The sequence below is a fragment of the Cyclobacterium salsum genome, from assembly GCF_010119245.1.
GTDB classification, from domain to species: domain Bacteria; phylum Bacteroidota; class Bacteroidia; order Cytophagales; family Cyclobacteriaceae; genus Cyclobacterium; species Cyclobacterium salsum.
Genome location: NZ_WNKG01000001.1, coordinates 84,903 through 107,246 on the forward strand (window position 1 = coordinate 84,903; position 22,344 = coordinate 107,246).

Annotated in this window: 18 protein-coding genes; 13 read left to right on the forward strand and 5 right to left on the reverse strand. The window is 45.8% G+C overall.

The annotated features are described in order from the left end of the window. Positions 1-28: 28 nt before the first annotated feature. A complete protein-coding gene (locus GJS45_RS00275; RefSeq protein WP_162339453.1) occupies positions 29-1,351 on the forward strand; it encodes a hypothetical protein in 1,323 nt (440 codons plus the stop codon). A gap of 40 nt (positions 1,352-1,391) precedes the next feature. Here the strand turns inward: GJS45_RS00275 and GJS45_RS00280 are convergent, their stop codons facing one another. From GJS45_RS00280 to moaD, 5 genes are read right to left on the reverse strand one after another with little or no spacing between them, the layout of a single operon-like run. Further along, a complete protein-coding gene (locus GJS45_RS00280; RefSeq protein WP_162339454.1) occupies positions 1,392-2,537 on the reverse strand; it encodes an XdhC family protein in 1,146 nt (381 codons plus the stop codon). Between the two features lie 4 nt (positions 2,538-2,541). Further along, positions 2,542-3,738 carry a molybdopterin molybdotransferase MoeA gene (locus tag GJS45_RS00285; RefSeq protein ID WP_162339455.1) on the reverse strand — a complete coding sequence of 399 codons (1,197 nt, stop codon included), beginning with the start codon at positions 3,736-3,738 and terminating at the stop codon, positions 2,542-2,544. 41 nt (positions 3,739-3,779) lie between these two features. Continuing rightward, positions 3,780-4,769, reverse strand: coding sequence for a GTP 3',8-cyclase MoaA (gene moaA / locus GJS45_RS00290; protein WP_162339456.1), 990 nt, complete (start codon positions 4,767-4,769; stop codon positions 3,780-3,782). 33 nt (positions 4,770-4,802) lie between these two features. Further along, positions 4,803-5,216 (reverse strand): molybdenum cofactor biosynthesis protein MoaE, encoded by a 414-nt coding sequence (locus GJS45_RS00295; protein WP_162339457.1) that lies wholly within the window; start codon positions 5,214-5,216, stop codon positions 4,803-4,805. A 1-nt stretch (position 5,217) separates the two neighbouring features. Beyond that, on the reverse strand, positions 5,218-5,457 hold the full coding sequence (moaD, locus tag GJS45_RS00300) for a molybdopterin converting factor subunit 1 (RefSeq protein WP_162339458.1): 240 nt from the start codon (positions 5,455-5,457) through the stop codon (positions 5,218-5,220). A gap of 415 nt (positions 5,458-5,872) precedes the next feature. Here moaD and GJS45_RS00305 point away from each other — a divergent pair, with 415 nt between their 5' ends. The 12 genes from GJS45_RS00305 to GJS45_RS00360 all read left to right on the forward strand — a co-directional run bounded on the left by GJS45_RS00305 (position 5,873) and on the right by GJS45_RS00360 (position 22,294). After that, entirely contained in the window at positions 5,873-6,466 is a 594-nt protein-coding gene (locus GJS45_RS00305; protein WP_162339459.1) for an RNA polymerase sigma factor, read from the forward strand. Positions 6,467-6,595: 129 nt separating this feature from the next. Next, positions 6,596-7,621, forward strand: coding sequence for a FecR family protein (locus GJS45_RS00310; protein WP_162339460.1), 1,026 nt, complete (start codon positions 6,596-6,598; stop codon positions 7,619-7,621). Positions 7,622-7,668: 47 nt separating this feature from the next. Beyond that, entirely contained in the window at positions 7,669-11,133 is a 3,465-nt protein-coding gene (locus GJS45_RS00315) for a SusC/RagA family TonB-linked outer membrane protein (RefSeq protein WP_162339461.1), read from the forward strand. A gap of 43 nt (positions 11,134-11,176) precedes the next feature. After that, positions 11,177-12,709: a SusD/RagB family nutrient-binding outer membrane lipoprotein gene (locus tag GJS45_RS00320; RefSeq protein WP_162339462.1), complete on the forward strand. Its 1,533-nt coding sequence runs from the start codon at positions 11,177-11,179 to the stop codon at positions 12,707-12,709. Positions 12,710-12,771: 62 nt separating this feature from the next. Continuing rightward, the gene (locus GJS45_RS00325; RefSeq protein ID WP_162339463.1) at positions 12,772-13,545 is read left to right on the forward strand and encodes an HpcH/HpaI aldolase family protein; all 774 of its coding nucleotides are present in this window, start codon (positions 12,772-12,774) and stop codon (positions 13,543-13,545) included. After that, positions 13,545-14,975, forward strand: coding sequence for a GntP family permease (locus GJS45_RS00330; RefSeq protein ID WP_162339918.1), 1,431 nt, complete (start codon positions 13,545-13,547; stop codon positions 14,973-14,975). The genes GJS45_RS00325 and GJS45_RS00330 overlap by 1 nt, the downstream gene beginning before the upstream one ends. 27 nt (positions 14,976-15,002) lie before the next feature. Beyond that, on the forward strand, positions 15,003-16,163 hold the full coding sequence (locus tag GJS45_RS00335) for a mannonate dehydratase (RefSeq protein ID WP_162339464.1): 1,161 nt from the start codon (positions 15,003-15,005) through the stop codon (positions 16,161-16,163). A gap of 58 nt (positions 16,164-16,221) precedes the next feature. Beyond that, positions 16,222-17,097, forward strand: coding sequence for a 2-hydroxy-3-oxopropionate reductase (locus tag GJS45_RS00340; RefSeq protein WP_162339465.1), 876 nt, complete (start codon positions 16,222-16,224; stop codon positions 17,095-17,097). 27 nt (positions 17,098-17,124) lie between these two features. Then, a complete protein-coding gene (locus tag GJS45_RS00345; RefSeq protein ID WP_162339466.1) occupies positions 17,125-18,438 on the forward strand; it encodes an enolase C-terminal domain-like protein in 1,314 nt (437 codons plus the stop codon). A 98-nt stretch (positions 18,439-18,536) separates the two neighbouring features. Beyond that, entirely contained in the window at positions 18,537-19,427 is an 891-nt protein-coding gene (locus GJS45_RS00350; RefSeq protein WP_235954562.1) for an RraA family protein, read from the forward strand. Between the two features lie 80 nt (positions 19,428-19,507). Then, positions 19,508-20,785 carry a mandelate racemase/muconate lactonizing enzyme family protein gene (locus GJS45_RS00355; protein ID WP_162339468.1) on the forward strand — a complete coding sequence of 426 codons (1,278 nt, stop codon included), beginning with the start codon at positions 19,508-19,510 and terminating at the stop codon, positions 20,783-20,785. A gap of 81 nt (positions 20,786-20,866) precedes the next feature. Continuing rightward, positions 20,867-22,294, forward strand: coding sequence for a mandelate racemase/muconate lactonizing enzyme family protein (locus GJS45_RS00360; RefSeq protein WP_162339919.1), 1,428 nt, complete (start codon positions 20,867-20,869; stop codon positions 22,292-22,294). Positions 22,295-22,344: the final 50 nt, after the last annotated feature.

Here is a 22,344-nt window from a genome sequence, read left to right on the forward strand (position 1 = left end):
GTTTTTAAACGATAATCCATTATCGAATATGCCCAGATTTCCTGTACGTATTTATTTTATTATCATCTTTATTTTTCCGGTCAGCCTCTTCGCTCAGCAAAAAGAACGATCTGAATTGAAATATTCTTTAAATGAGGAGGGGAGTCAGTACGTAAAATTGACATTCTTAAATCAAATTTGGGTACGCAATACCTGGAATAACCCTGGAACCACCGTGGATGGTTACCTGGAAGATCAAACCTTCGATATTGGCCTTCGCAGGACCCGAATCCAGTTATTTGGTCAATTGACAGACAACGTGTTTTTCTATACGCAATTTGGAACCAATAATTTAACCTATCTGGGAGAAAGAAAACAAGGTTTGTTTTTTCACGATGCGCTGGGTGAAATAGCCCTTTGGGATGAAAAGTTATCCATCGGTACCGGACTTACGGGTTGGAATGGGGTATCCAGGTATTCTTCTCCTTCTGTCGGCTCGATTTTATCATTGGATGCCCCCTTGTACCAACAAACCACCAATGATGTCACCGACCAGTTTCTGAGAAAATACTCTATTTATGCCAAAGGAAAAATAAATCGCCTGGACTACCGCATCGCATTGAGCAAACCCATGGCGGTAAGTCAGTCTTCCGTTCAGGGAAACAGCCCCGGATTGGAGGCAACTTTTGCCGGATCACCTGCCGGAATACAGGTACACGGGTATTATATGTACCAGTTTTTGGATCAGGAGTCCAATACCACCCCGTATAATGCGGGTTCCTACCTCGGAAAAAAGCATATCTTTAATATTGGAGCGGGATTTCTTTACCAAAAAAAGGCCATGTGGTACCTGGAACAAGTAGACGGACCTACTGTCTATACGGACCTGGCCTTGCTGTCGGTCGATGTGTTTTATGATAAACCGCTCAATCCTAGCGAAAATACAGCCCTTACCCTTTATGGGGCTTTTCATTCCAATGACTATGGTAAGAATTACGTTCGAAATCTGGGTGTCATGAATCCTACCAATGGAACCACTACCCAGGCTGGTTTTAATGGCCCGGGAAATGCGTTTCCTATGATGGGCACTGGAAATAGTTTTTACGGACAAGCAGGTTATTTGATGAAAAAAGATCTTTTAGGTGCCTGGGGGACGCTCCAGCCCTTCGTCACCAGCCAGATTTCGAAATTTGACTTGCTGCAAGACCGGGTAATCACCTATGAATATGGGTTCAATTGGCTGATCAATGCAAATCAGACAAAACTATCCCTAAACTATCAGAGTCGACCTGTCTTTCTGGATTCTCAGGAAGGGGTATTCTCATCCGATAGGAAAGGAATGCTGGTTTTTCAATTTCAGATTTCCATTTAACCGAATAAGCATGGTCTTGATTAAAAAGAAGTTATGGGGTTTAAGCGTTTTCGCTTTCATCGATATGGATAGGCCCCTGCCGGTCTCTTAAATGAGTAGGTTGTTGAGCAGCAAGTACCGTCATGATTTCCGAGATAACCGATAGAGCGACTTCTTCCGGGCTTTCAGCTCCGATATTTAGGCCCATGGGTCCATAAATACACTGAAGTTGGGCTTCTTCCAGTTGAATTCCCGCTGTTTCCAGGTTTTCAATTAATTTCTCCAGCTTTTTCTTGGGTCCCAAGACCCCCAAATAAGGAAAGGTATAGGGAAAAAGCCCTTTCATGATTTCAAAATCATAGTTGAAGTTGTGGGTCATCAAAACCACGGCCGTTCGTTGATCGGGTGTTAATTGGGCAAGCACCTCCTGAGGCGTTCCTACCAGGTATTGGGAAACCATTGGAAAGCGGATTGGGTCTACATACTCCGATCTGCCATCCGCTAAGACCATTTCCCATCCCATCACATCTGCCAAACGGGTCAATGGGATAACATCGTTTCCGGCACCAATTAGCACCAATTTAATAGGCGCAGGGACGAATTCTACAAACGCTTGCAAAGGGAATTGGCTATCAACCGGTGTAATGATAGAATGCTTTTTTCGCAAAACTTCTTCCGCTTTGTCCCTGGCAAAGGATTGTAAGGAATCGCTGAGCGGATCAGCACCGGAATTTTGAGCATTAATGGTCTCACTTAACAGCAAACAGGTACCCGTCTGAACAGACCGTTTTTCCCGGCTATTAAAAATAGTAATGATTACTTTTTCTTCTCTGTCTTCCAGGCAGCGTTTTAAAAGGGAAATGGGGTTGTTTTCCACTTCCGGTAAAATGGGTTCAATGAGAATGTGAATGATACCATTGCATCCCAGCCCAACTCCGAATTTGGCATCGTCATCATCCGTAGTGTCGTAGGTGACCAACATGGACTTCTCACTGAAAATGACCATTTGAGCCTTTTTTAGGGCATCCCCTTCCAGGCAACCTCCAGAAATGGCACCGGTTAGTTGTCCGTTTTCGGTAACCAGCATCCTGGCTCCCGGTCGTCTGTAAGACGAACCGTCCACTTTTACGACCGTGGCCAGGGCAGATGCTTCGCCGTTTCGGACCGCCACTTCATGAGCGGCTACTATGGATTTAATTTCCTTCATTTTTTTAGAAACCGCCCTTATGAAAATAATTTAATGGAAAGACATCATTTTTTTTGAATGTTTCCTTGTCAGCCGGCAAACTTAAAAAAGCATCCGCCTCGGAAAGGTGTACCCAATCCCCGGATCCGGAGTTTTTTATGGGGTAAGCCATGATGTTGCCTTCCTGGATTTCGGTTCTCACCAGCAGGTGATAGGTTACCGGTTTTTTAAAAATCACCTCCTCCGCCAATATCCCGGAGGCCTGGGGCTCTTGTCTTCTTAACTGTTTTGAAAGCCAGGGTTTAAAATAGTTGTGAAAACACACCAACGAGGAGCTGGGATTACCGGGAAAACCAAAAACGAAATTTTCATTTTTCCTTCCGAATAAAAAAGGCTTCCCTGGTTTCTGCGTTACTCCATGAATCAGAATTTCCAGGCCAAGTTCGTTTAATACTTCGGGAAGAAAATCAAATTTGCCCTTGGAAACTGCTCCGGAAAAAAGCAGAATGGCATGGCTTTCCAACGCTTTCTCGATTGCGCTGCGGAGTGCTTCCTTGTGGTCAGGTAGGTGAGCTGTTTGCGCCGCTATGCCCAGGTTTTGTAATGCGGCCGCTAGCATGTACACGTTTGAAGTGCGGATTTGGTGGGGTAGGGGGTGCTGATCCACGCCCACCAGTTCATCACCAGTGGCACAAATAAGTACCTTTGGGGGTCGGACGACCTTTACTTTTTCCTGCCCAAGGGATGCCAATACACTTAAAATTCCCGGATGGATCCAGGAATCTTTTCTTAAAATCAGGTCGCCCTTCTTAGCATCGGTACCTTGTAGGTGGACGTTTTTGAATTTCTCAAATTCCAATTCATTCACTACTGCCATACCCCTGTTGATTTGGACCATTTCGTAGGGTACTACACAGTCTGTATTTTTCGGTAAGACCGCGCCGGTCATCACTTCCAGACAATTTTCGGAATTTTTCAGCGTCATCTGTTCCTGACCGGCTGCCTGAATCCCTTCAATTTCGAATTGCTTTTTTGTTTGTAGCCCTGCGGACTGAATGGCAATCCCGTCCATGGTAACCCGATGAAACGGCGGTGCATCCCGATCTGCATATACATCTGATGCAAGGGTGTGGTTCAGGCTTTTTTGGAAGGGAATGAACTCCTCCGGTAAGGATAAGGGATTACTGAAAAGAATTTCTCTGGCTTGGGTTACACTAATCATTGGTAGTAGGTTGTTGCAATAAGAAACTTCTATGGCAGACCTTACCCGCCTAAAAAGGACATCGATTTTTTGGGGATTTTTTGACTCTGTGCTTCTGCCTCAAAGCCATCTTTTTCTTTTTTGGCTACCGCCTGAATTATTTCATCCATAAGGGCGATGTCGCTCGCCCCACTTCTTAAGACATCCCTGAGATTGGTTACCGGGGGACCATACAGGCAAGTCCTCAGTTCTCCGGTGGCCGAAAGCCGGATTCGGTTGCAGGTACCACAAAATGTTCTGCTAAAGGCCGGAATGATCCCAAAGGTGCCAAGAAAACCGGGGACCTGGTAATTGACAGAGGTGCTGTTTTTTTCATCCAACACCTTCCGCATATTCGGAAAATATTCCTTGATATATTCCAGGAGAGCAACGTGGTTCCATCGAGGTGGTACAAACTTCCCGGTTCCGTTAAAGGGCATTTCTTCCAGAAAACGTACGGACAAGGGGTAATTTTTAGTCAATTTGACAAATGGAATAATATCTTCGGTATTTTTATTTCCATCGACCACACAATTCAGTTTGACGACAAATCCCTGATCCAACAGGTTCAGTATGCATTGGTAAACTTCTTCAAACCGGTCCCTTCGGGTGATTTCAAAAAAACGTTGCTTATCGAGAGAATCGAGAGAGATATTAATCTTCCGGATGCCCAGCGTTGCCAGGTCCTGGATTTGGGTATTCGTGATGGATCCGTTGCTGGTAAGTGTAATTTCTTTAAGGTCAGGTTGTTGGGAAAGTTGAGTTAAAAAACCCATTATTCCTTTTCTAACGAAGGGTTCGCCTCCTGTAATTCTGATTTTTTTTACCCCTAATTGAATAAATAATGAAGCCAGGTAATCGAGTTCTTCGTAGGAAAGCAGTTCTGTTCGGTTAACAAAATCCATACCTTCTTCCGGCATACAGTAATAACACCTGAAGTTGCATCGGTCTGTAACGGATAGCCTCAGGTAATCAAATTTTCTACCGTACCGATCTATCAATTCTTTCTGCATGCTATTCTATTTTTCTTTTAGTCATAACGCATACTATGGGTGGGCATTTACCCACACCGTCTGGTCGGCAAAATATTCCTTTTTCCAGATAGGAACCTTGTTTTTTAACTCATCTATCAAAAACCGGCTAGCCTCGAACGCATCTTTTCGATGGGCTGTTGCCGTACCGATGACGACAACCGGCTCGCCAATTTGTTTGCTTCCCAAGGCATGCACCATCAAAAGCTTTTTAATGGGCCATTTCTCCATGGCAGTAGCAGCCAATTTTTCCATTTCCCGCAGGGCCATGGGCTTATAGCCTTCAAACTCCAATTTCACAACAGCTTTTCCCTGAGCATGGTTTCTTACATTTCCGATAAACAGGTTTATGCCGCCAGCTGCGGGGTCTTGTAGCCAGGAATAGACTTCGTTGAGATTGATTTGGTCGACAAGTACTATTTTCTTCATATCAACCGCCGCTAACAGGTGGAATTAAAGCAATTTCCTGATTTCCAGAGATTGGGGTTTCATCATCAGCATATTCCTGATCCACAGCAATGGCGAAACTGTTTAAATTACCCATTTCCGGGTATTGATTTAATATCCATCGCTTTAGCTCCAATACGTTGGCAATTTTTGAATCTACTGGTAAGGATAACACCTGCTGCCCCATCAGCTCCTTTGAAATCCCGAATAAAAGCACTTCCATAGTTACTTGAAATTTTTGCTATGATGAGTTTAAATTTACGCAAACCGTTTCGATTAACCACGAAAATAAATCGCTTATTAAAGGAAGATAGAAAGAACACCTGTAGTTGGAGCCTTTGAATGAAACTACCGGTCCCATTCCTGATTTCATTTTTATATGGTATTAAGGTATAAAGTCAAAATAATATTATAATATTTGTTGTTGTTAAATTATTATAATTTATTTAAAGAGTGTATTTAATAAAAAATATATTATTAATCTTTCACTTTTATCAAAAATTATATGAAATAATGTAAGCTTTTGTAAAAACAAATTTTATAGGAATAATGTATTATAAAAAATATAAAGTAAAATAAAAAATTGTGTTTTTATGTAAAAATACATTACTTGTAGGTAGTAATGTAAGAAAATACCGATGTCAACTGAAAACAAATACTCGGTTCCCGAACTCGTAGGCTTTTTGAGGCAGGGCGATGCCAATGCCTTCCAACAATTATACCAGCGGTTTGCTGCCAAAATTTTCAGAACCTGTAAAAAAATGTATCTGTGCCACGAAGATGCCGAGGAAGTTGTCCAGGAAGTTTTCTTAAAGGTTTGGGAAAAAAGGGAGGGGTTGGATGATTCACTTTCCTTTAATGCCTATTTGTTCACCATCATGCGTTCTTCCATTTTTATACGATCAAGAAAACAGGCCTTGGACCTTGCTTACAAACAGTATCAGTTAAATTACAGTGCTCAAGTAATCTGTAACACCGAGGAAGAACTGGAATATCAGGAATTAAAATTGTTTTCAGAAAAAGCCATCGCGTCGCTTCCAAAAGGCCAACAAGAAGTATTTAAACTCAAATTCGCCGAACACCTATCTGCGGAAGAAATAGCGCTTAGGCTGCATTTGTCCAAACGAACAGTGGAGAACCAGCTGTATAAGGCAACAAAAAGGTTAAAACAAGAATTTCAATCCAGTGAACTAATTCCGTCGGATTTATTCCTTTTGTTGTTGATTTTTTAAAAATATGACTGTTTAGATTAATAATTCTTTAATGTTATCGTATTGCATTAAAAAATATGGAAATAATATAAGGTGCATAAGTAAATATCCTGGTTAAAGCATATATACCATATAACCTACCAGGTGACCATGAAAGGTTTTAATAAAAAATGGAAAGATTTCCAGGAAGGCAAATTGTCAAGAAGTGGTGCAAAGGCATTTTTGGAATACCTGCATAGTCCTGATGGGAAAAAAGCGTATCAGCAATTACTGGAATTAGTTTGGGAGAATGAAACCGACTCGGTTAGCACGGATACCCTTTTACCTTCCAAACCGCCATTTCCAGAGGAGGAGGAAGATCAAAAAAAAACGAATAAACCGTCCCGTAATTTACCCGATAATTCACTCCGGATCTATCGTTGGATTCGTTATGCGGCCGTTGTGCTGATCGTTTTACTTCTGTTCCGGGAATGGGGTTACTTGCCGCCCTATGCTGCAGAACCAATCGCTGAAGAGTTGGATTCGGAATCAAACTGGATTACAAGATCGAATCCAAAAGGGGTAAAATCAAAGATCTTGTTGCCGGATAGTTCCCGCGTTTTTTTAAATGCTAGTAGCGAAATCAACTATCCCCGAAATTTTACAAACAACCGTCAGGTGAGGTTAAAAGGAGAGGCCTTTTTTGAGGTCGAAAAGAGCGGAGAAATGCCCTTTATAGTTCAGGCATCTCACGCAACCACCACCGTTTTGGGTACTTCCTTTAATGTAAGGACCCATTCCCCGGAATCCATAGAAATTGCCTTAGCCACCGGGAAACTACGAGTGCGAAATGAGCAAACGGGTACAAACATGCAACTGGCTCCGGGCGAAGGGAGTTTGGTTCACTCAGGAAGTCAACCCATGCAAAAAATGGATGTAGATCCGAAGAAAATTTCCCTGTGGAAGGAAGGAATTCTCCATTTCGAAAAAGAGCCATTTCAATCGATACTAAAAAAATTAGAAAACTGGTATGATGTCGAAATAGCGGTAAATGGAAATTTCCCTAATGACCGATGTTCCGGCACCTTCCAGAAAAATGCCTACCTGACTGATGTGCTAAACGTGTTGGGCCATTCCATGCGATTTGATTTCGAATTGACTGGAAAGAACGTGTCCATCTATCCGTCCCCAAGTTGAATTGCTGGAATCATTTACGTAGAATTTAAACCAATACCCAAAATCCCATGAAGCATGTTTTATTAAAACCCATTAAAGATCTAAAAGTCAGGATGCTGGCTTTAGGAATGTTAAGCCTTCTGGTATTTCATACCGGTTATGCCTTTGACAGTGTCAAAAGTATTGAAGATGTGGTCATTACCTTAGATATCAGGCAGGGGAGTCTGCAAGATATTCTTCGTCACATTGAAAGTAAAACTGAGTTTCGGTTTTTTTATCGCGATAGCGGCCTTGAAGATTCCGAAATCCTGCATTTGAGTCAAATTAGGGGAAGTGTTGCGGATATATTGCGGGAGCTGGCTCAGGAAAAGAACCTTCATTTCAAACAGGTGAATAACGCCATCAGTGTGAGGGTTTTAAGCGAAAAGATCAATGTTGATCATCTGGAGGAAATTCAAATAGAGATAGCGGATATCGAGGTGTCGGGCCAGGTGGTCGACCAGTCGGGCGAGCCCTTGCCCGGTGTCGCGGTTTCGGTGGCCGGGACCACTATTGGGACGATTACCAATATTGATGGTGAGTACTCGCTAAATGTTCCTGAAGAAGGCGAATTAATATTTTCCTTCATAGGCTTTGCGACTCAGCGGATCGCTATTAATTCCAGGTCAATTATCAATATCACCTTACAAGAGGATATTGCCGGTTTGGAAGAAGTGGTCGTTACAGCTTTGGGTATAAAACGAGAAGCAAAAAGCCTGGGGTATGCCACCTCTACGGTAGAATCCGAAGAGATGACGATAAACCGAACCCCTAATTTTATGAATTCCCTGCAGGGAAAGGTAGCCGGAGTGAACATCTCCTCTATGGGATCGGGACCTCAAGGTAGCAGTAAAATCAGGATTAGAGGGGTTTCTTCTTTTGGTGGTAATAACTCCCCCTTGATTGTTGTCAATGGGGTTCCGATTGACAATACCAATTTCGGTGTAAGTGGAGATGTTTCGGAGGTAGGTAGTAATCGTAAATCGGATAGCGGGGATGGATTGAGCAGTATCAACCCGGACGACATTACCACCATGTCGGTCTTAAAGGGGGCTGCTGCTTCGGCGTTATATGGGGCCAGAGCAAAGGATGGGGTCATCATGATTACCACCAGAAACAGGGCTACCGGATCGGGAATCCAGGTGGAACTCAATTCAAATTACACGCACGATACGCCATTGGATTTTACGGATTACCAATACGAATACGGGCAAGGCGAAGGGGGAGTACGGCCCAATTCCCCAAGACCCGTATCGGGAGTATGGAGTTTTGGTGAGAAATTCGAGCCTGGAATGACCCAAATTTTGTTTGATGGCATTGAAGTACCCTATGAACCCCAGCCTAATAAAGTCAGGGATTATTACCGGGATGGATCTACTTTCTCGAATACCATTACCCTCTCCTCTGGAGGGCCAAATGGAGGCTTTAGCCTATCAGTAGCCAATATGGACAGCAAGGCAATCCTTCCTGGCTCCAATTACAACCGGAAAACGATCAATCTGGGCTTTACCCAGAATATCAAAAAACTGACCGTTTCCGGTAATATCAACTATTCAAAGGAAGACCGGATCAATCCTCCGAATATTGCCGAGCAGGACTTTAGCCCTGTGGTAATATATACCCTCGCTACTTCCATGCCCATGGACCTATTGGAGGAATATGCCTTCGATGAAAACGGAGATGAATTCCCGTATTCCCGGTTTACCAACCGTACCAATCCTTACTTTGCCCTTTCCCGTTTTGAAAATAATGTTCGGGACAGGGTTTATGGCAATATTACGGCGAGATATGACCTGACCGATTGGCTCTACGTTCAGGGGCGGTTTGGGCAAGACTTTTTCTCCAGGGATTCCGAATATAATTTGCCTACGGGCTCTCAACGGCAATCCTCACCACCCCCCGGATTTGTCAACGGCCAATTCATTCAGGATTTGAGACGCTTCCGGGAAGTAAATGCCGATTTCTTATTGGGATTGGATAAGACCTTCGGAGATTTTGGACTACGGGTCAATCTGGGGGGTAATCAGATGTATAGACGGTTAGATGTAAATACCCTTTTAGGTGAGAATTTCTATACCCGTGGCCTGTACACGATCGGAAACTCCAGTAAAATAACCACAAATTACACCCTCTCGGAACGACAGGTAAATTCATTGTACGCCAGTACCGAATTGTCTCACAAGGGCTATATATACCTGAATGGTACCGTTAGAAACGATTGGTTTTCTACCCTTTCTCCGGCAAACAGGAGCATTCTCTATCCTTCTATTACCGGTAGCTTCGTTTTTTCACAGGCCTTTGCCAATCTTCCCAACTGGATTTCATTTGGCAAAGTCAGGGTAGCTTATGCGGAAGTCGGAAGCGATACCGATGTACAACCCTATGCCAATAATCTTTTCTATAATATCAACCAGCAACAGTTTCCCAATTCCAATGGTACCGCCCAGCCGGTAGGGGCTATCAGCGGATCAGTCGTACCCAACGACGACTTGCGGCCCATGAGGGTAACTGAAAGAGAAATTGGACTGGAAATGACCCTTTTTGATAACCTCCGGTTTGAAGTTTCCTATTACGACAAGCTATCCTCGGATCAAATCCTCCAGGCGCAGATTTCAGACGGCTCTGGTTATTTGAATCAATTAATCAATGTGGGAGAAAGTGAAAACAAAGGAGTGGAAATGTTTGCCGCCATCTCACCGGTGATCAGCAATAATTTCAATTGGAATTTCAGTGCCAATGCGTCCTACAATCAATCCAAGGTGTTGAGTTTGGGAGACGACGTAGATGGAACGTTCATCACAGTAGGTACGGCTGAGTTCCACGGTGAAGTAAGGCAGGAGGTGGGCAAGCCCATGGCCCAATTGTATGGTTGGGGTTACCTCAGAGATGAGCAAGGACGTCAGATATTCGATCCGAATAATGGACGACCGCTTCGATCTAATGAACAACTGAATTTTGGAACGGCCATTCCAATTTGGGTGGGGGGATTTACAAATAGTTTTTCCTACAAAAATTTAAGTTTTTCTTTTCTGATTGACTACAAGCTAGGGCACAATATGATTTCAGGAACACATACCAATGCCTATAGGCATGGCCTGGACAAAGCCACGCTGGAAGGCAGGGAACAGGGTTTTGTAGTGGGGGACGGTGTGAATCCCAATGGAGAAATAAATACGGCCCAATCTCCAGTTCAAACTTATTACGAGACGATTCGCTCCGGTCGCATGTCAGAACAATCGGTCTTTAACGCGGGTTCCTGGCAGCTCAGGCAGCTTACCCTGGGCTACGATTTTACATCACTGGTTCCGGAAAACAATTTTATCAGGGGCCTGCGGTTAAATCTGGTTTCCAATAACGTAGCCGTCATTAAAAAATGGGTACCTCATATCCATCCGGACCAAAATGGGATTATCTCCGACAACAATGCAGGATTGGAGGCGACGGGCTTGCCGGTTACCAGAAGTATCGGATTTAACCTTAATGTGAAATTTTAATCGTCCATTGAACCATTGATCACACCATTAAAAATGAACTGAAATGAAAAATTCAATAAAAATATATCTGTTTCTGGGGTTGATGGGAGCCTTTATCCTGGCCTCCTGCGATGAAGGATTCGACGAAATGAATACCAATCCAGTGCGTCTTACCTCTATTGATCCGGTTTTTCAATTAAATCAAGCCATAATATCAAGTTCTCCCGGTTACAATAACCTAACCTACGAAACAACCATCGTAAAGCAGATGATAACTCCTTTTCAGGGAGTAGGCACCGGCGGTAACCTAAATCAGGACAATCGGTCTGCCACTCAGGGAAATTGGCAAAACGGTTACCGAACGATCGCTAAAAATTTAATTGACGGGTTGGAAAACCTTGGAGCGGACGCAGAGCGGACGAACCTTTACAACATCATGCGCATCTGGAAGGCCCATACGTTTATGATGTTGACCGATACCTATGGTGATGTACCCTATTCAGAGGCTGGTTTGGGATATATAGAAGGAACGGTATTTCCCAGTTACGATTCGCAAGAGTCTATTTATGCCAATATTTTAAATGATTTGGAGATGGCTGTTCAGGGGCTGGATGAAAGCAAGGATCCCATCAACCAGGAGATTCTTTACAGCGGAAATATCGGCCAATGGAGGCGTTTGGGTAATTCCCTACTGTTGCGGGCGGCCATGCGGCTGGTAAAAGTAAGTCCATCCACAGCTCAGGAATATGCTACAAAGGCCATCAATGGAGGGCTGATGCAATCCAATGAAGATAATGCCTTGGTCCGCCACAATGCAGATTACCGGAATAATGTGGGGACCAACCTGAATGGGGGACAGGCACCATTTTATTACCTGGATGAAGATTTTGTAAACTTTCTGCAAAGCAATGACGACCCCAGACTTGCTTCCATAGCCGTCCGGTACGTAGGAGCGTTGAGTGGGGGAGAGCAAATCGAAGCCAATGCCAACCGGTCCCCGGATGATCAAATTGGCATGCCTCAGGGATACGATAATACGACCATTATTCCGGTGGCGGAAGCGGCCGGATTGGCTAGTTTGTTTAGCTACAGCCAATTGGACAGATCCCGGTTGGGCAATCCCGAAGCTCCGAATTTCCTGGTTACCTATTCTCAGACGCTGCTGCTTTGGGCGGAGGCAGTTGCCAGAGGCTGGGTTTCCGGAGATGCCGAACAATTGTACCAGGATGGGATCCGCGCACACATGGAACAAATGGCGCATTGGCCAAATGATACGGAGATCGCACCGGAAGCCATTGAGGAATACCTTCAAAATCATCCCCTCGAATCGGGTCGGGAACTGGAGCTGATAAATACCCAATATTGGGTTTCTTCCTTCCTTATCGGCCCGGAAACATGGGCAAATTTTAGAAGAAGCGGGTTCCCGATAGTGAATCCCAATCCCTATCCGGGAAGTGATTTGCAAAATGAGGACTTCATCAGAAGACTTACCTATCCCGATTCAGAGCTAACGGTGAATAGGGAAAATGTGGACCAGGCGACCAGCCGAATGGGACCGGATGTTTTGGATACCCGGGTTTGGTGGGATGTACCCTAGGATTTTATGTATAAAATTCTAACTTTAGTACATCTTTCCAAATAACCAACCTTTCATATTAAATGAAACATTTAAAAAAGCGTTTAAAATCCGGAGAAACATTAATTGGTTGCTGGTTAAATTTAGGGAGTTCCTTAACGGCTGAGATAGTCGGTTTATCGGGATTTGACTGGGTGCTGATAGATCTGGAGCATGGTGCAGGAGAACCACAGGACCTGCTGCATCACCTTCAGGCACTCGAACACACGGCGGCAGCACCCATTGTACGGGTAGAAAGCTACCAGAAAGAACGGATTCATCGAGTCCTGGACCTGGGGGCAGAAGGGGTGATGTGTCCACGAATTTTTACCGCAGAAGAAGCCCAAAAAGCCGTAAAAGGGATCCACTACCCTCCGATAGGCATTCGCGGAGTGGCCAAAATGGTTCGGGCTACCGGTTTTGGGAAGGATTTTGACGCTTACAAATCCGGCACCAGCGACGCTTTGGTTGGGATCATCCAAATTGAAACGGCAGAGGCTTTGGAAGAACTCGATGAGATAGCCAACACCCCGGGCGTGGATGTACTCTTTATCGGTCCGGCTGACCTTACCGTGGCCTTGGGAATTGATGGGGACCTGAACCATCCGTTATTTATAGAAGCGGTGGATCGGATTGTTACCGCTGCTAAAAACGCTTCCAAGGCAGTGGGCATTTTGATCTTTGATCCAAACGATTTCAAGAAGTATCAGGACCTGGGAATACAGTTAATAGCCTGTGGATCGGATGCCACCTTTGTTGCCTCAGGAGCCCGTGACCTGCAACGCAAATTAAGCCAATTAAAAACGTCCGCCACATGATGCAGGATCCATTTATCATTTTACTGATAGGAATGTTGATGGTGGTTGGAGGGATTATTGGGGGAAAACTCAACCCGTTTATTGCCCTGCTACTGGCGGCTTTGGTGGTAGCCTGGATGACCCCTACAGAGGCTATCCGGGAATTTGCCCTTAGCAAAGGCCAATCCGAATCTGCCGCCAATGCATTAGCCTATACCTCTATTGGAGAAAGGATAGCGGATGCTTTTGGTAGTACTGTCGGCAAGATCGGGATATTGATAGCTATGGCCGCCATTATTGGAAAATCCATGCTTATGAGTGGGGCGGCAGAGCGCATTGTACGATCAATTCTTGGACTTACAGGAGAAAAAAATGCGCCGCTGGCCTTTTTGAGCGGTAGTTTCTTTCTGGGAATCCCGGTTTTTTTCGATACGGTTTTTTACCTCATGATTCCCCTGGCCAAAGCCATGGCCATGAGACTGAAGAAAAGTTACCTCCTGCTGGTCCTTTGCATTACGGCAGGAGCTGCCATGGCTAACTCCCTGGTTCCCCCAACCCCCGGGCCCCTGTTTCTCATTGCCGAAATGAACATTCCCATCGGTATGATGATGGTGGGAGGCTTTCTGGTTGGATTGGTGACCATTGCTGCGGGGTACGTTTTCGCCGTTTGGGCAAATAAAAGGAACGAGATACCCCTGCGGGACTCGCTGGATGCCCCCCTGAGTGAAATCAAATCCTTGGCGGATAGACCAAAATCCCAATTACCATCCCTGGGGCTGGCGGCCTCACCGATTTTGGTTCCGTTGCTGCTCATTACCGGAAGTGCTTCTATCAGCACTTTCTGGGGAATCCATCCGGGAGAAGGTGCCTCTGCTTTTGTGGATAGCATTCATTTTCTAGGAGAAAAAAACATGGCTTTGATCCTGGGTGCATTGGCTGCTTTGTTGACGCTTTTTATTCGGCGTAGTAGGGAAGGTGGTGAAATGAAAGGAGCGGTTCAGGCAGCCTTGACCAGCGGCGGGGTAATTATCCTGATTACGGCCGCAGGGGGTGCCTTTGGAGCCATGCTTCAACAAACCGGAATAAGTTTGAAAATTGCCAGCCTGACCCAGGGGTACCAGATGGCATTGATACCGCTGGCGTTTTTTATTACCGCCTTGGTCAGAACCGCCCAGGGTTCGGCCACGGTAGCCATGATCACCGCTTCCGGAATTTTATCCGGAATGTCTACGGCGGGCCTGGACTACCATCACCTTTACCTGGGGCTTTCGATTGCTTGTGGATCCAAACTCATTCCATGGATGAATGACAGTGGTTTTTGGATCGTGTGTAAAATGAGTAACCTCACTGAAAAGGAAGCTTTAAAAACCTTTTCGCCTTTGTTGACAATAATGGGACTGGTAGGCTTGATGACGATTATGGTTGCGGCCAGGCTCTTCCCATTGGTATAAAATAAATGAGATAAACCCAATTGAGCTATGAAAAATATCCTGAGAAATCTACAAAGAAGAAATTTTGTAAAAGTACTTGCTTCCGGAACAGCCGGTGCTTTTGCAAGCGCTTCGATGGCATTCGGATCACAGAATAAATCCGAACAGCAACTTAAAAATTCGGCCGCTACGCGAAAGGAGGTATTGATGAAGGTAGGCTGTCAATCCGGAGGGACCTCCGAGGAAAACCTGGCTTTCAAGGCGCGTCATGGGGTATACCATTTGGATGGAGGCATGCCTAAATTTATTGAGGGCAAGGGTTGGGACCTGGAAGATTCTTTAAAGAAACGGGAGGCCTGCGAAAAATACGGCATCCAACTCGATGCCTATCACCTTCCCTTATCGTCTGCTGGAATCGACCGGGTAATCATTCCCCATATCATGATGGGAAAAAGCCCCGAAAGGGACCGGGAAATAGAGATGGTGCAGCAAATGATAGAAGTGGCCGCAAAAACAGGAGTGAAATTACTGAATTACAATACCACCATCTTGCCCGTTTTGCGTACGGGAAGGACGATTGACCCCATGAGGGGAAATGCTTCCTACAGTACCTGGAACTACCAGGAGGCCTTACAGCGGGAACAGCAATTAACCAAAGCAGGCAGGGCAGATGCGGATGAAGTTTTCGAAAGAATTACGTATCTTTTGGATAGAATTATACCGGTAGCGGAGGAATACCAGGTCAAATTAGGAAATCACATCGCCGATCCACCGGTTCCGGACGCTTATAATGGTATCATGCGGTGGAACAGCCCCGAGGTTTTTGAGGGGATCAAACGATTTGCCCAGTTGTACGATAGTCCCTATCATGGCTTTAATTTCTGTATCGGTTCCATTGCAGAAGGGCTTCGGGATCCGAAAAATGAGATTTTTCCGATTATTGATTGGGTGGGAAAAAGAAAGCAAATCTTCAATATCCACCTGAGGAATATTAAAGGAAATTTCAATAATTTTCAGGAAGTCTATCCAGATAATGGAGAAATGAATTTCTTTCACGTGATGCGGGCACTACGGGATGTGGAGTTTGACGGTATGGTGATGCCGGATCACGTTCCTCAGCACGAGGCAGAGGGAGCCGGTCTGCAAGCCTTTGCGTTTGCTTATGGCCATATTATCGGAATGCTACAAGCGTTAAAGGACGAAGCCTGAAAGCGGCTTATAGTTGAGGAGATGAATAAATTTTAGGAATAATAAACCATTAATTATTATGAAGAAAGTAGGATTTATAGGTTTGGGAATTATGGGAAAACCCATGGCAATCAATTTAGTGAGTGCTGGCTATGAATTGCTGGTACTGGAATCCAACAAATCCGCTGGCGACCTGACTCAAAAAGGTGCCAAGGCCTATTCAACCTGTAAAGAACTGGCAGCAAATTCAGAAATAGTGATCACGATGCTCCCGGATTCACCTGAAGTGAATGAAGTTGTATTTGGAACGGACGGGGTGCTGGAGGGCATCCGGTCGGGGAGTGTTTTTGTGGATATGTCCACCATTGCACCTTCCACGGCCAGAGAAGTGGCGGTTGCCATGGAAGAGAAGGGAGTAGCTGCCCTGGACGCGCCGGTTTCCGGAGGTCAGGTTGGGGCTGAATCAGGCAACCTTTCCATCATGGTAGGCGGTGCCCAGCAAGCCTTTGATCAGGTAAAACCCTTGTTTGAGATCATGGGTAAAAGTGCCGTGCTGATAGGGGAAGCCGGAGCCGGACAAATGACAAAGGCCTGCAATCAAATGATTGTAGGGATAACCATTCAGGCGGTTGCCGAATCCTTTGCCCTGGCCAAAAAAGCCGGCGTGAATCTGGAAAAAATGAGGGAAGCATTATTAGGGGGCTTTGCTCAAAGCCGTATATTGGACCTACATGGTCAGCGAATCATTGACCGGAACTTCGAACCTGGATTTAAAATCAAACTCCACCGAAAGGACATGAACATTGCCCTGATGGCTGGCAAGGAATTTAAGGTACCCCTTTATGGCTCAGCATTGGTAGCGAGCCAAATGGATGCGGTGCTGGCTGCCGGATGGGATGAAAAAGACCATAGTTCATTGGCATTGCTAATGGAAAAAATGAGTGGCATTGAGTGATCTTCCGCGACAAAAAGTAGTACTCCCATGACGCATACCATATCAGGCAGCGGGCCGCGGATTCGGTCCATGCACATCACACCTATTGCCATCCAAGATCCACCATTGCTCAATGCTGCCGGATTGCATGCGCCTTATGCCCTACGAACCATTGTGGAATTGGAAACGGAAGATGGCGTGACCGGGATCAGTGAAATTCCCGGTAATGAAGCCACCAATCAGGCCCTGGAGGAAGCTTCCAAATTAATTATTGGAAAAGACGTGTACCAATTGAATCAAATCCAAGGTGAGTTGGAGGCGTATTTTGGTAAGGATTCAAGTGTAGACCGCGGAGACGCACCTTGGGACCAACGCAAGCTGGTCCATGTATTTTCTTCTTTGGAAGTGGCCTGCTTGGATTGTATCGGCAAATTGGTAAACCGCCCGGTGGTGGACCTTTTGGGCGGAAGGATGCGGGATGCGGTGCCCTTTGCTGCCTACCTGTTCTTTAAGTACGAGGGAGCCGGAGGGTCCTGGGGTTTTTCCAAAGACCCTACCGCCCGGGGTTGGGATGCCGCAAGACAGGAAGCGGCCGTTGATCCGGAAGGAATCGTAGATCAGGCCATTGCCATGTGCCAGGAATTTGGGTTCCAATCCATCAAGCTCAAAGGGGGAGCGTTTGAACCCGAGTTGGAAGTGGCTTGTATGCAGGCGCTTTATCAGGAATTTGGAAAATCAGCTCCCTTGCGCTTTGATCCCAATGCCATTTGGAAACTCGAAACCGCTTTGAAATTCGGCAAGGAAATGGAGCCCATTCTGGAGTACCTGGAAGACCCGGTCAGAGGACAGGAAAACATGGCCTGGCTCAGAGGACAGATTAAAACACCTCTGGCGACCAATATGTGCACCACTTCCTTTGATGAAATTCCCTCGTCCATCCAAATGGGTTCGGAGGATATCATCCTTAGTGACCATCATTTTTGGGGAGGATTAAAGGCTTCCATGGAACTTGCCAGGATTTGTAACGTTTTCGGCAGGGATTTATCGATGCATTCCAACAGTCACCTGGGAATTTCGCTTGCGGCTATGGTGCATTTAGGGGCCGCACTCCCAAACCTACGGTACGCACTGGACACGCATTATCCCTGGCAATCCGAGGAAGTGATAAAAGGCGGCCGTTTTGATTTTGAAAAGGGTGCTGTTGCCGTTCCTCCCGGCCCGGGATTGGGCGTGGAACTGGACAGGGAATCCCTGCAAAAACTGCATCAAAACTACCTGGACTGTGGTCTGAAGAAACGGGACGACCAAACAGAAATGCAGAAGGTGCATCCCGGCTGGACTTTTCAAAAAGTTCGTTGGTAAGACGCCACTACCTGTTTTTTGAAACATTTGACAATACATAAATGAGAAGATATTACCTATTTAGAGGGTTTGCTTTCCTTATTACACTGGCATTAGTCATGAGCCAGATTCAGGCCCAGCAGATTAGCAAAGAGCAAATGTTATTTTTAACGCCGGAATGGACTGGAGAGCGCTTTGAGGATGGGCGACCCAAGGTACCGGATTCCATTTTAGAACGGATGAAAGAAGTTACCCATGAGGAAGCCTGGGCAGTAATGAAAAATGAAGGCTATAAATACCAATATGCGGAGGGTTGGGAGACGATCAATCCGGATTCTGTCCTGATTGGCAGGGCATTGACGGCTACTTTCATGCCTGGCAGACCGGATATTCATGGTGCCATCGACAAGAGGGGCAAAGCAGAGGGAAAGAAGGGTCAAAATGCCTGGCCTGTAGACCTGCTGGTGCCGGGAGATGTGTACGTGGCAGACCAATTTGGCCTACACATTGGTGGACCTACCATCGGTGATAACGTAGGAAATGCGATTTTTGCCAATTCCGGAAATGGCATTGTGTACGATGGTGCCGTACGCGATATCAATGGGTTGAAGGAGATTGGCGGCTTTACTTCCTACTTTACAAGCTACCACCCATCCCATCACAATCAATCTGGGGATTTAAATACCATGTTGGTAGGTATTAATACGCCTACTAAAATCAGGCAGGTTACGGTGATGGCGGGGGATGTGGTATTGGGAAGAGATGGTGCGGTTTCCTTTATTCCGCCTCACCTGGCTGAAAAAGTCGTATTAACCTCTGAGATCGTCCGGCTTCGGGACATGTTTGGTCATCAACGAATACGGGATGGCGTGTACACAGCCGGGCAGATTGATACCCGCTGGGCCGATGAAATCGAAAAGGACTTTTCTCAATGGCTCAACGATCATATGGATGAATTGCCGGTTTCCAGGGAGCAAATTCAGGAAATATTGAAAAACAGAACCTGGTAGAAAAAGGCAGCATTTAGGATTGAAATTTTCAGGGATTTCCAATCAGTTAACAAAATGAATTAACCCAAAATAATTTATAGATGAAAAAAAATGTTGACCGAAGGTCTTTTTTATCCAAAACGGCCCTGGCGGGCCTGACAGGCAGTGCCGTTTTTGCCAATTTTGGTTCCGGGCTGGCTGCTGCCGTTGAAACCATGCCGCAGGCCTCCAACCCTTCTGATTTAAAAATCACGGATGTCAAATGTGGATTTGTCAGAGGGGCGCTCTATGTAAAAGTGTATACCAATCAGGATGTTTGGGGATGCGGGGAAGCAGTGGATGCCATACACGGAACCTATCACCTGGTTAAGCGCCTGGGAAACCAGATAAAGGGGCAAAATCCACTAAACCCAAACCGCCTCGCCGAGCAACTCCGAAAGGGAGCCTTTTTTGGAGGAGCTCAATCCGGCGTGTTCGTGGCGGTGCTCACAGCCATTGAAACCGCTCTTTGGGACATTACAGGAAAGGTTTTCGGTGTTCCGGTGTATCAACTTTTGGGAGGTAAATTCCGTGACAAAATACGTGTTTACTGCGATACGGCCCTCTATACGGCTACTAATCCCAGCCCGGAAGATTATGCACAGGCAGCCAGAGGAGCGGTGGACCGGGGCTATACGGCCGTTAAATTTGATGTGGATGATGGGAGGGATCCCAATAAGTACGACCGGTTCAATTGGACGGCCAGTCCCATGGAGATTGATCGTATGTATCAGGCCATAGCGGCAGTACGTGATGAGGTAGGTCCAACCATTGATATTTGTGTGGACATGCATGGACGCTACGACTTTATCACAGGGGTGAAAATGGCCAGAATGTACGAGGACCTGGACTTGATGTGGTTGGAGGAACCCATTCCGGCCGATAATCCGGATCTTTACCAGAACCTTACCCAACAGACCTCTACTCCAATCTGTACCGGTGAAAATGTCTACTTGGCCTATGGTTTTGTGAATCTCCTCAGTCAGGGTGGTGTGGATATTATCATGCCGGATATCCAAAAAGCGGGAGGGTTGGGAGAAGCTCAGCGAATCGCAAACTTGTCCAATCTATATTACGTGCCTTTCAGTCCTCACATGGTAGCCTCGTTTCTAGGAGCCATGGCTTCCTGCCATGTATGTGCTTCGGTTCCCAATTTTCAAATTATGGAATGGCAGATCTACATGGACACCGATCAGCTATGGCAAGATATAGTGACCTATGATGGTCCAAGGACGGAAAATGGATTCATCACCTTATCCGAAAAACCAGGAATAGGAGTGGAGATCAATGAAGAAGGAATGAAAAAATACGCGGTGAAAGATGTACCCTTTTTTGAATAACTAATGAGCAACCACAAAACCCAAAATACCATGAAACCAAGCAATAACCCCAAATTCAAAGAACTGTTTTCCTTACCGGGCATGCCAAAAAACAAACCGGAAACGGTTACGGCTGGTTTGCCCAAAAATATAATTCCACCAAGGCGGGATTTTCTTCAAAAGGCCGGATTGGGTGGCCTGGGGCTGGGCGCGTTTATGTTCAGTCCCATAGAGGAAACCCTTGCCCGTTCTACTGAAAAAGTGAATCGGTATTCCAGCCCTTCCGATTTGCGCATTACCGATTTGAGGATAGCAGAAGTAGCGGGGGCACCCATGCGATGCCCTATTATCCGGATCGATACCAACCAGGGCATTTACGGATTAGGTGAAGTAAGGGATGGAGCCAGTGCCCGGTATGCTTTGGTACTCAAAAGTAGGATTTTGGGTGAAAACCCCTGTCAGATTGAGCGATTATTCAAAAGAATCAAGTTGTTTGGAAACCACGCCCGACAGGCAGGTGGGGTTTGCGCCATTGAAATGGCATTGTGGGACCTGGCAGGAAAAGCTTATAATGTGCCCATTTACCAGATGCTGGGCGGTAAATATCGGGATGCTATCCGCTTGTACTCGGATACCACCCAATCTAACGATCCGGAGGTTTTTGCCGAAAGACTCAAAGGCAGGGTGGACAAAGGGTATACGTTTTTAAAGATGGATTTTGGGGTGCAAATGGTAAGAGACAATGAGGGGTCGGTAGTCAACACTAAAGCCTTTGACAAAGGAAACGCATGGTCTTCCGAATACGGTAGTTACGGCAGGACGGCACACCCCTTTACCGGTGTGCAACTTACTGACAAAGGTATTCAGGAAATGGTGGCCTATGTGGCAGCAGTCAGAAATAAAGTAGGATACGACATACCGCTGGCGGCTGATCATTTTGGGCACTTTGATTACAAAGAGTGCATTCGGCTTGGTGAGGCGCTGGAGCCATACAGGTTGGCCTGGCTGGAGGACATGGTGCCCTGGTTTTATACCGAAAAATGGAAACAAATAACCGATGCCATCAAAACGCCTACGCTAACGGGCGAGGATATTTTTCTTAAAGAAGAATTTATTAAACTCATTGATGCACGGGCGATCGACATGATTCAACCGGATCTCGCTTCCTCTGGGGGCATTCTGGAAACCAAGAAGATCGGAGATTATGCGGAGGAGCGAGGCATCCCCATGGCGATGCATTTTGCCGGTACCCCGGTATCCTTTATGGCTAATATTCATTGCGCAGCAGCTACCGAAAACTTCATCTCGCTAGAGCATCACTCAGTCGACATACCCTGGTGGGAAGAGATGGTGAAAAATATTCCGAAACCGCTGGTGGTAGATGGATTTGCCAATGTTCCCGAAGGCCCGGGCTTGGGTGTGGAATTAAATGAAGATGTTATAAAAGAGCATTTGGTAGAAGGTACAGAGTACTTTGCGCCGACAGAGGAATGGAATACCGACCGCTCAAACGATCGCTGGTGGAGCTAAAGAGCCGCAATAATAACTAACCTCTCCTGTAAATTAGCTAGTGGGCGGGT

Bases quoted from the DNA above. Each gene is read 5' to 3' on its own strand.
- GJS45_RS00345 (WP_162339466.1), top strand. From the start codon at position 17,125: ATGACGCATACCATATCAGGCAGCGGGCCGCGGATTCGGTCCATGCAC.
- GJS45_RS00360 (WP_162339919.1), top strand. From the start codon at position 20,867: ATGCCAAAAAACAAACCGGAAACGGTTACGGCTGGTTTGCCCAAAAAT.
- GJS45_RS00310 (WP_162339460.1), top strand. From the start codon at position 6,596: ATGAAAGGTTTTAATAAAAAATGGAAAGATTTCCAGGAAGGCAAATTG.
- GJS45_RS00280 (WP_162339454.1), bottom strand. From the start codon at position 2,537: ATGAAGGAAATTAAATCCATAGTAGCCGCTCATGAAGTGGCGGTCCGA.
- GJS45_RS00340 (WP_162339465.1), top strand. From the start codon at position 16,222: ATGAAGAAAGTAGGATTTATAGGTTTGGGAATTATGGGAAAACCCATG.
- GJS45_RS00315 (WP_162339461.1), top strand. From the start codon at position 7,669: ATGAAGCATGTTTTATTAAAACCCATTAAAGATCTAAAAGTCAGGATG.
- GJS45_RS00350 (WP_235954562.1), top strand. From the start codon at position 18,537: ATGAGCCAGATTCAGGCCCAGCAGATTAGCAAAGAGCAAATGTTATTT.
- GJS45_RS00320 (WP_162339462.1), top strand. From the start codon at position 11,177: ATGAAAAATTCAATAAAAATATATCTGTTTCTGGGGTTGATGGGAGCC.
- GJS45_RS00335 (WP_162339464.1), top strand. From the start codon at position 15,003: ATGAAAAATATCCTGAGAAATCTACAAAGAAGAAATTTTGTAAAAGTA.
- GJS45_RS00285 (WP_162339455.1), bottom strand. From the start codon at position 3,738: ATGATTAGTGTAACCCAAGCCAGAGAAATTCTTTTCAGTAATCCCTTA.
- GJS45_RS00330 (WP_162339918.1), top strand. From the start codon at position 13,545: ATGCAGGATCCATTTATCATTTTACTGATAGGAATGTTGATGGTGGTT.
- moaD (WP_162339458.1), bottom strand. From the start codon at position 5,457: ATGGAAGTGCTTTTATTCGGGATTTCAAAGGAGCTGATGGGGCAGCAG.
- GJS45_RS00325 (WP_162339463.1), top strand. From the start codon at position 12,772: ATGAAACATTTAAAAAAGCGTTTAAAATCCGGAGAAACATTAATTGGT.
- GJS45_RS00275 (WP_162339453.1), top strand. From the start codon at position 29: ATGCCCAGATTTCCTGTACGTATTTATTTTATTATCATCTTTATTTTT.
- moaA (WP_162339456.1), bottom strand. From the start codon at position 4,769: ATGCAGAAAGAATTGATAGATCGGTACGGTAGAAAATTTGATTACCTG.
- GJS45_RS00305 (WP_162339459.1), top strand. From the start codon at position 5,873: ATGTCAACTGAAAACAAATACTCGGTTCCCGAACTCGTAGGCTTTTTG.
- GJS45_RS00295 (WP_162339457.1), bottom strand. From the start codon at position 5,216: ATGAAGAAAATAGTACTTGTCGACCAAATCAATCTCAACGAAGTCTAT.
- GJS45_RS00355 (WP_162339468.1), top strand. From the start codon at position 19,508: ATGAAAAAAAATGTTGACCGAAGGTCTTTTTTATCCAAAACGGCCCTG.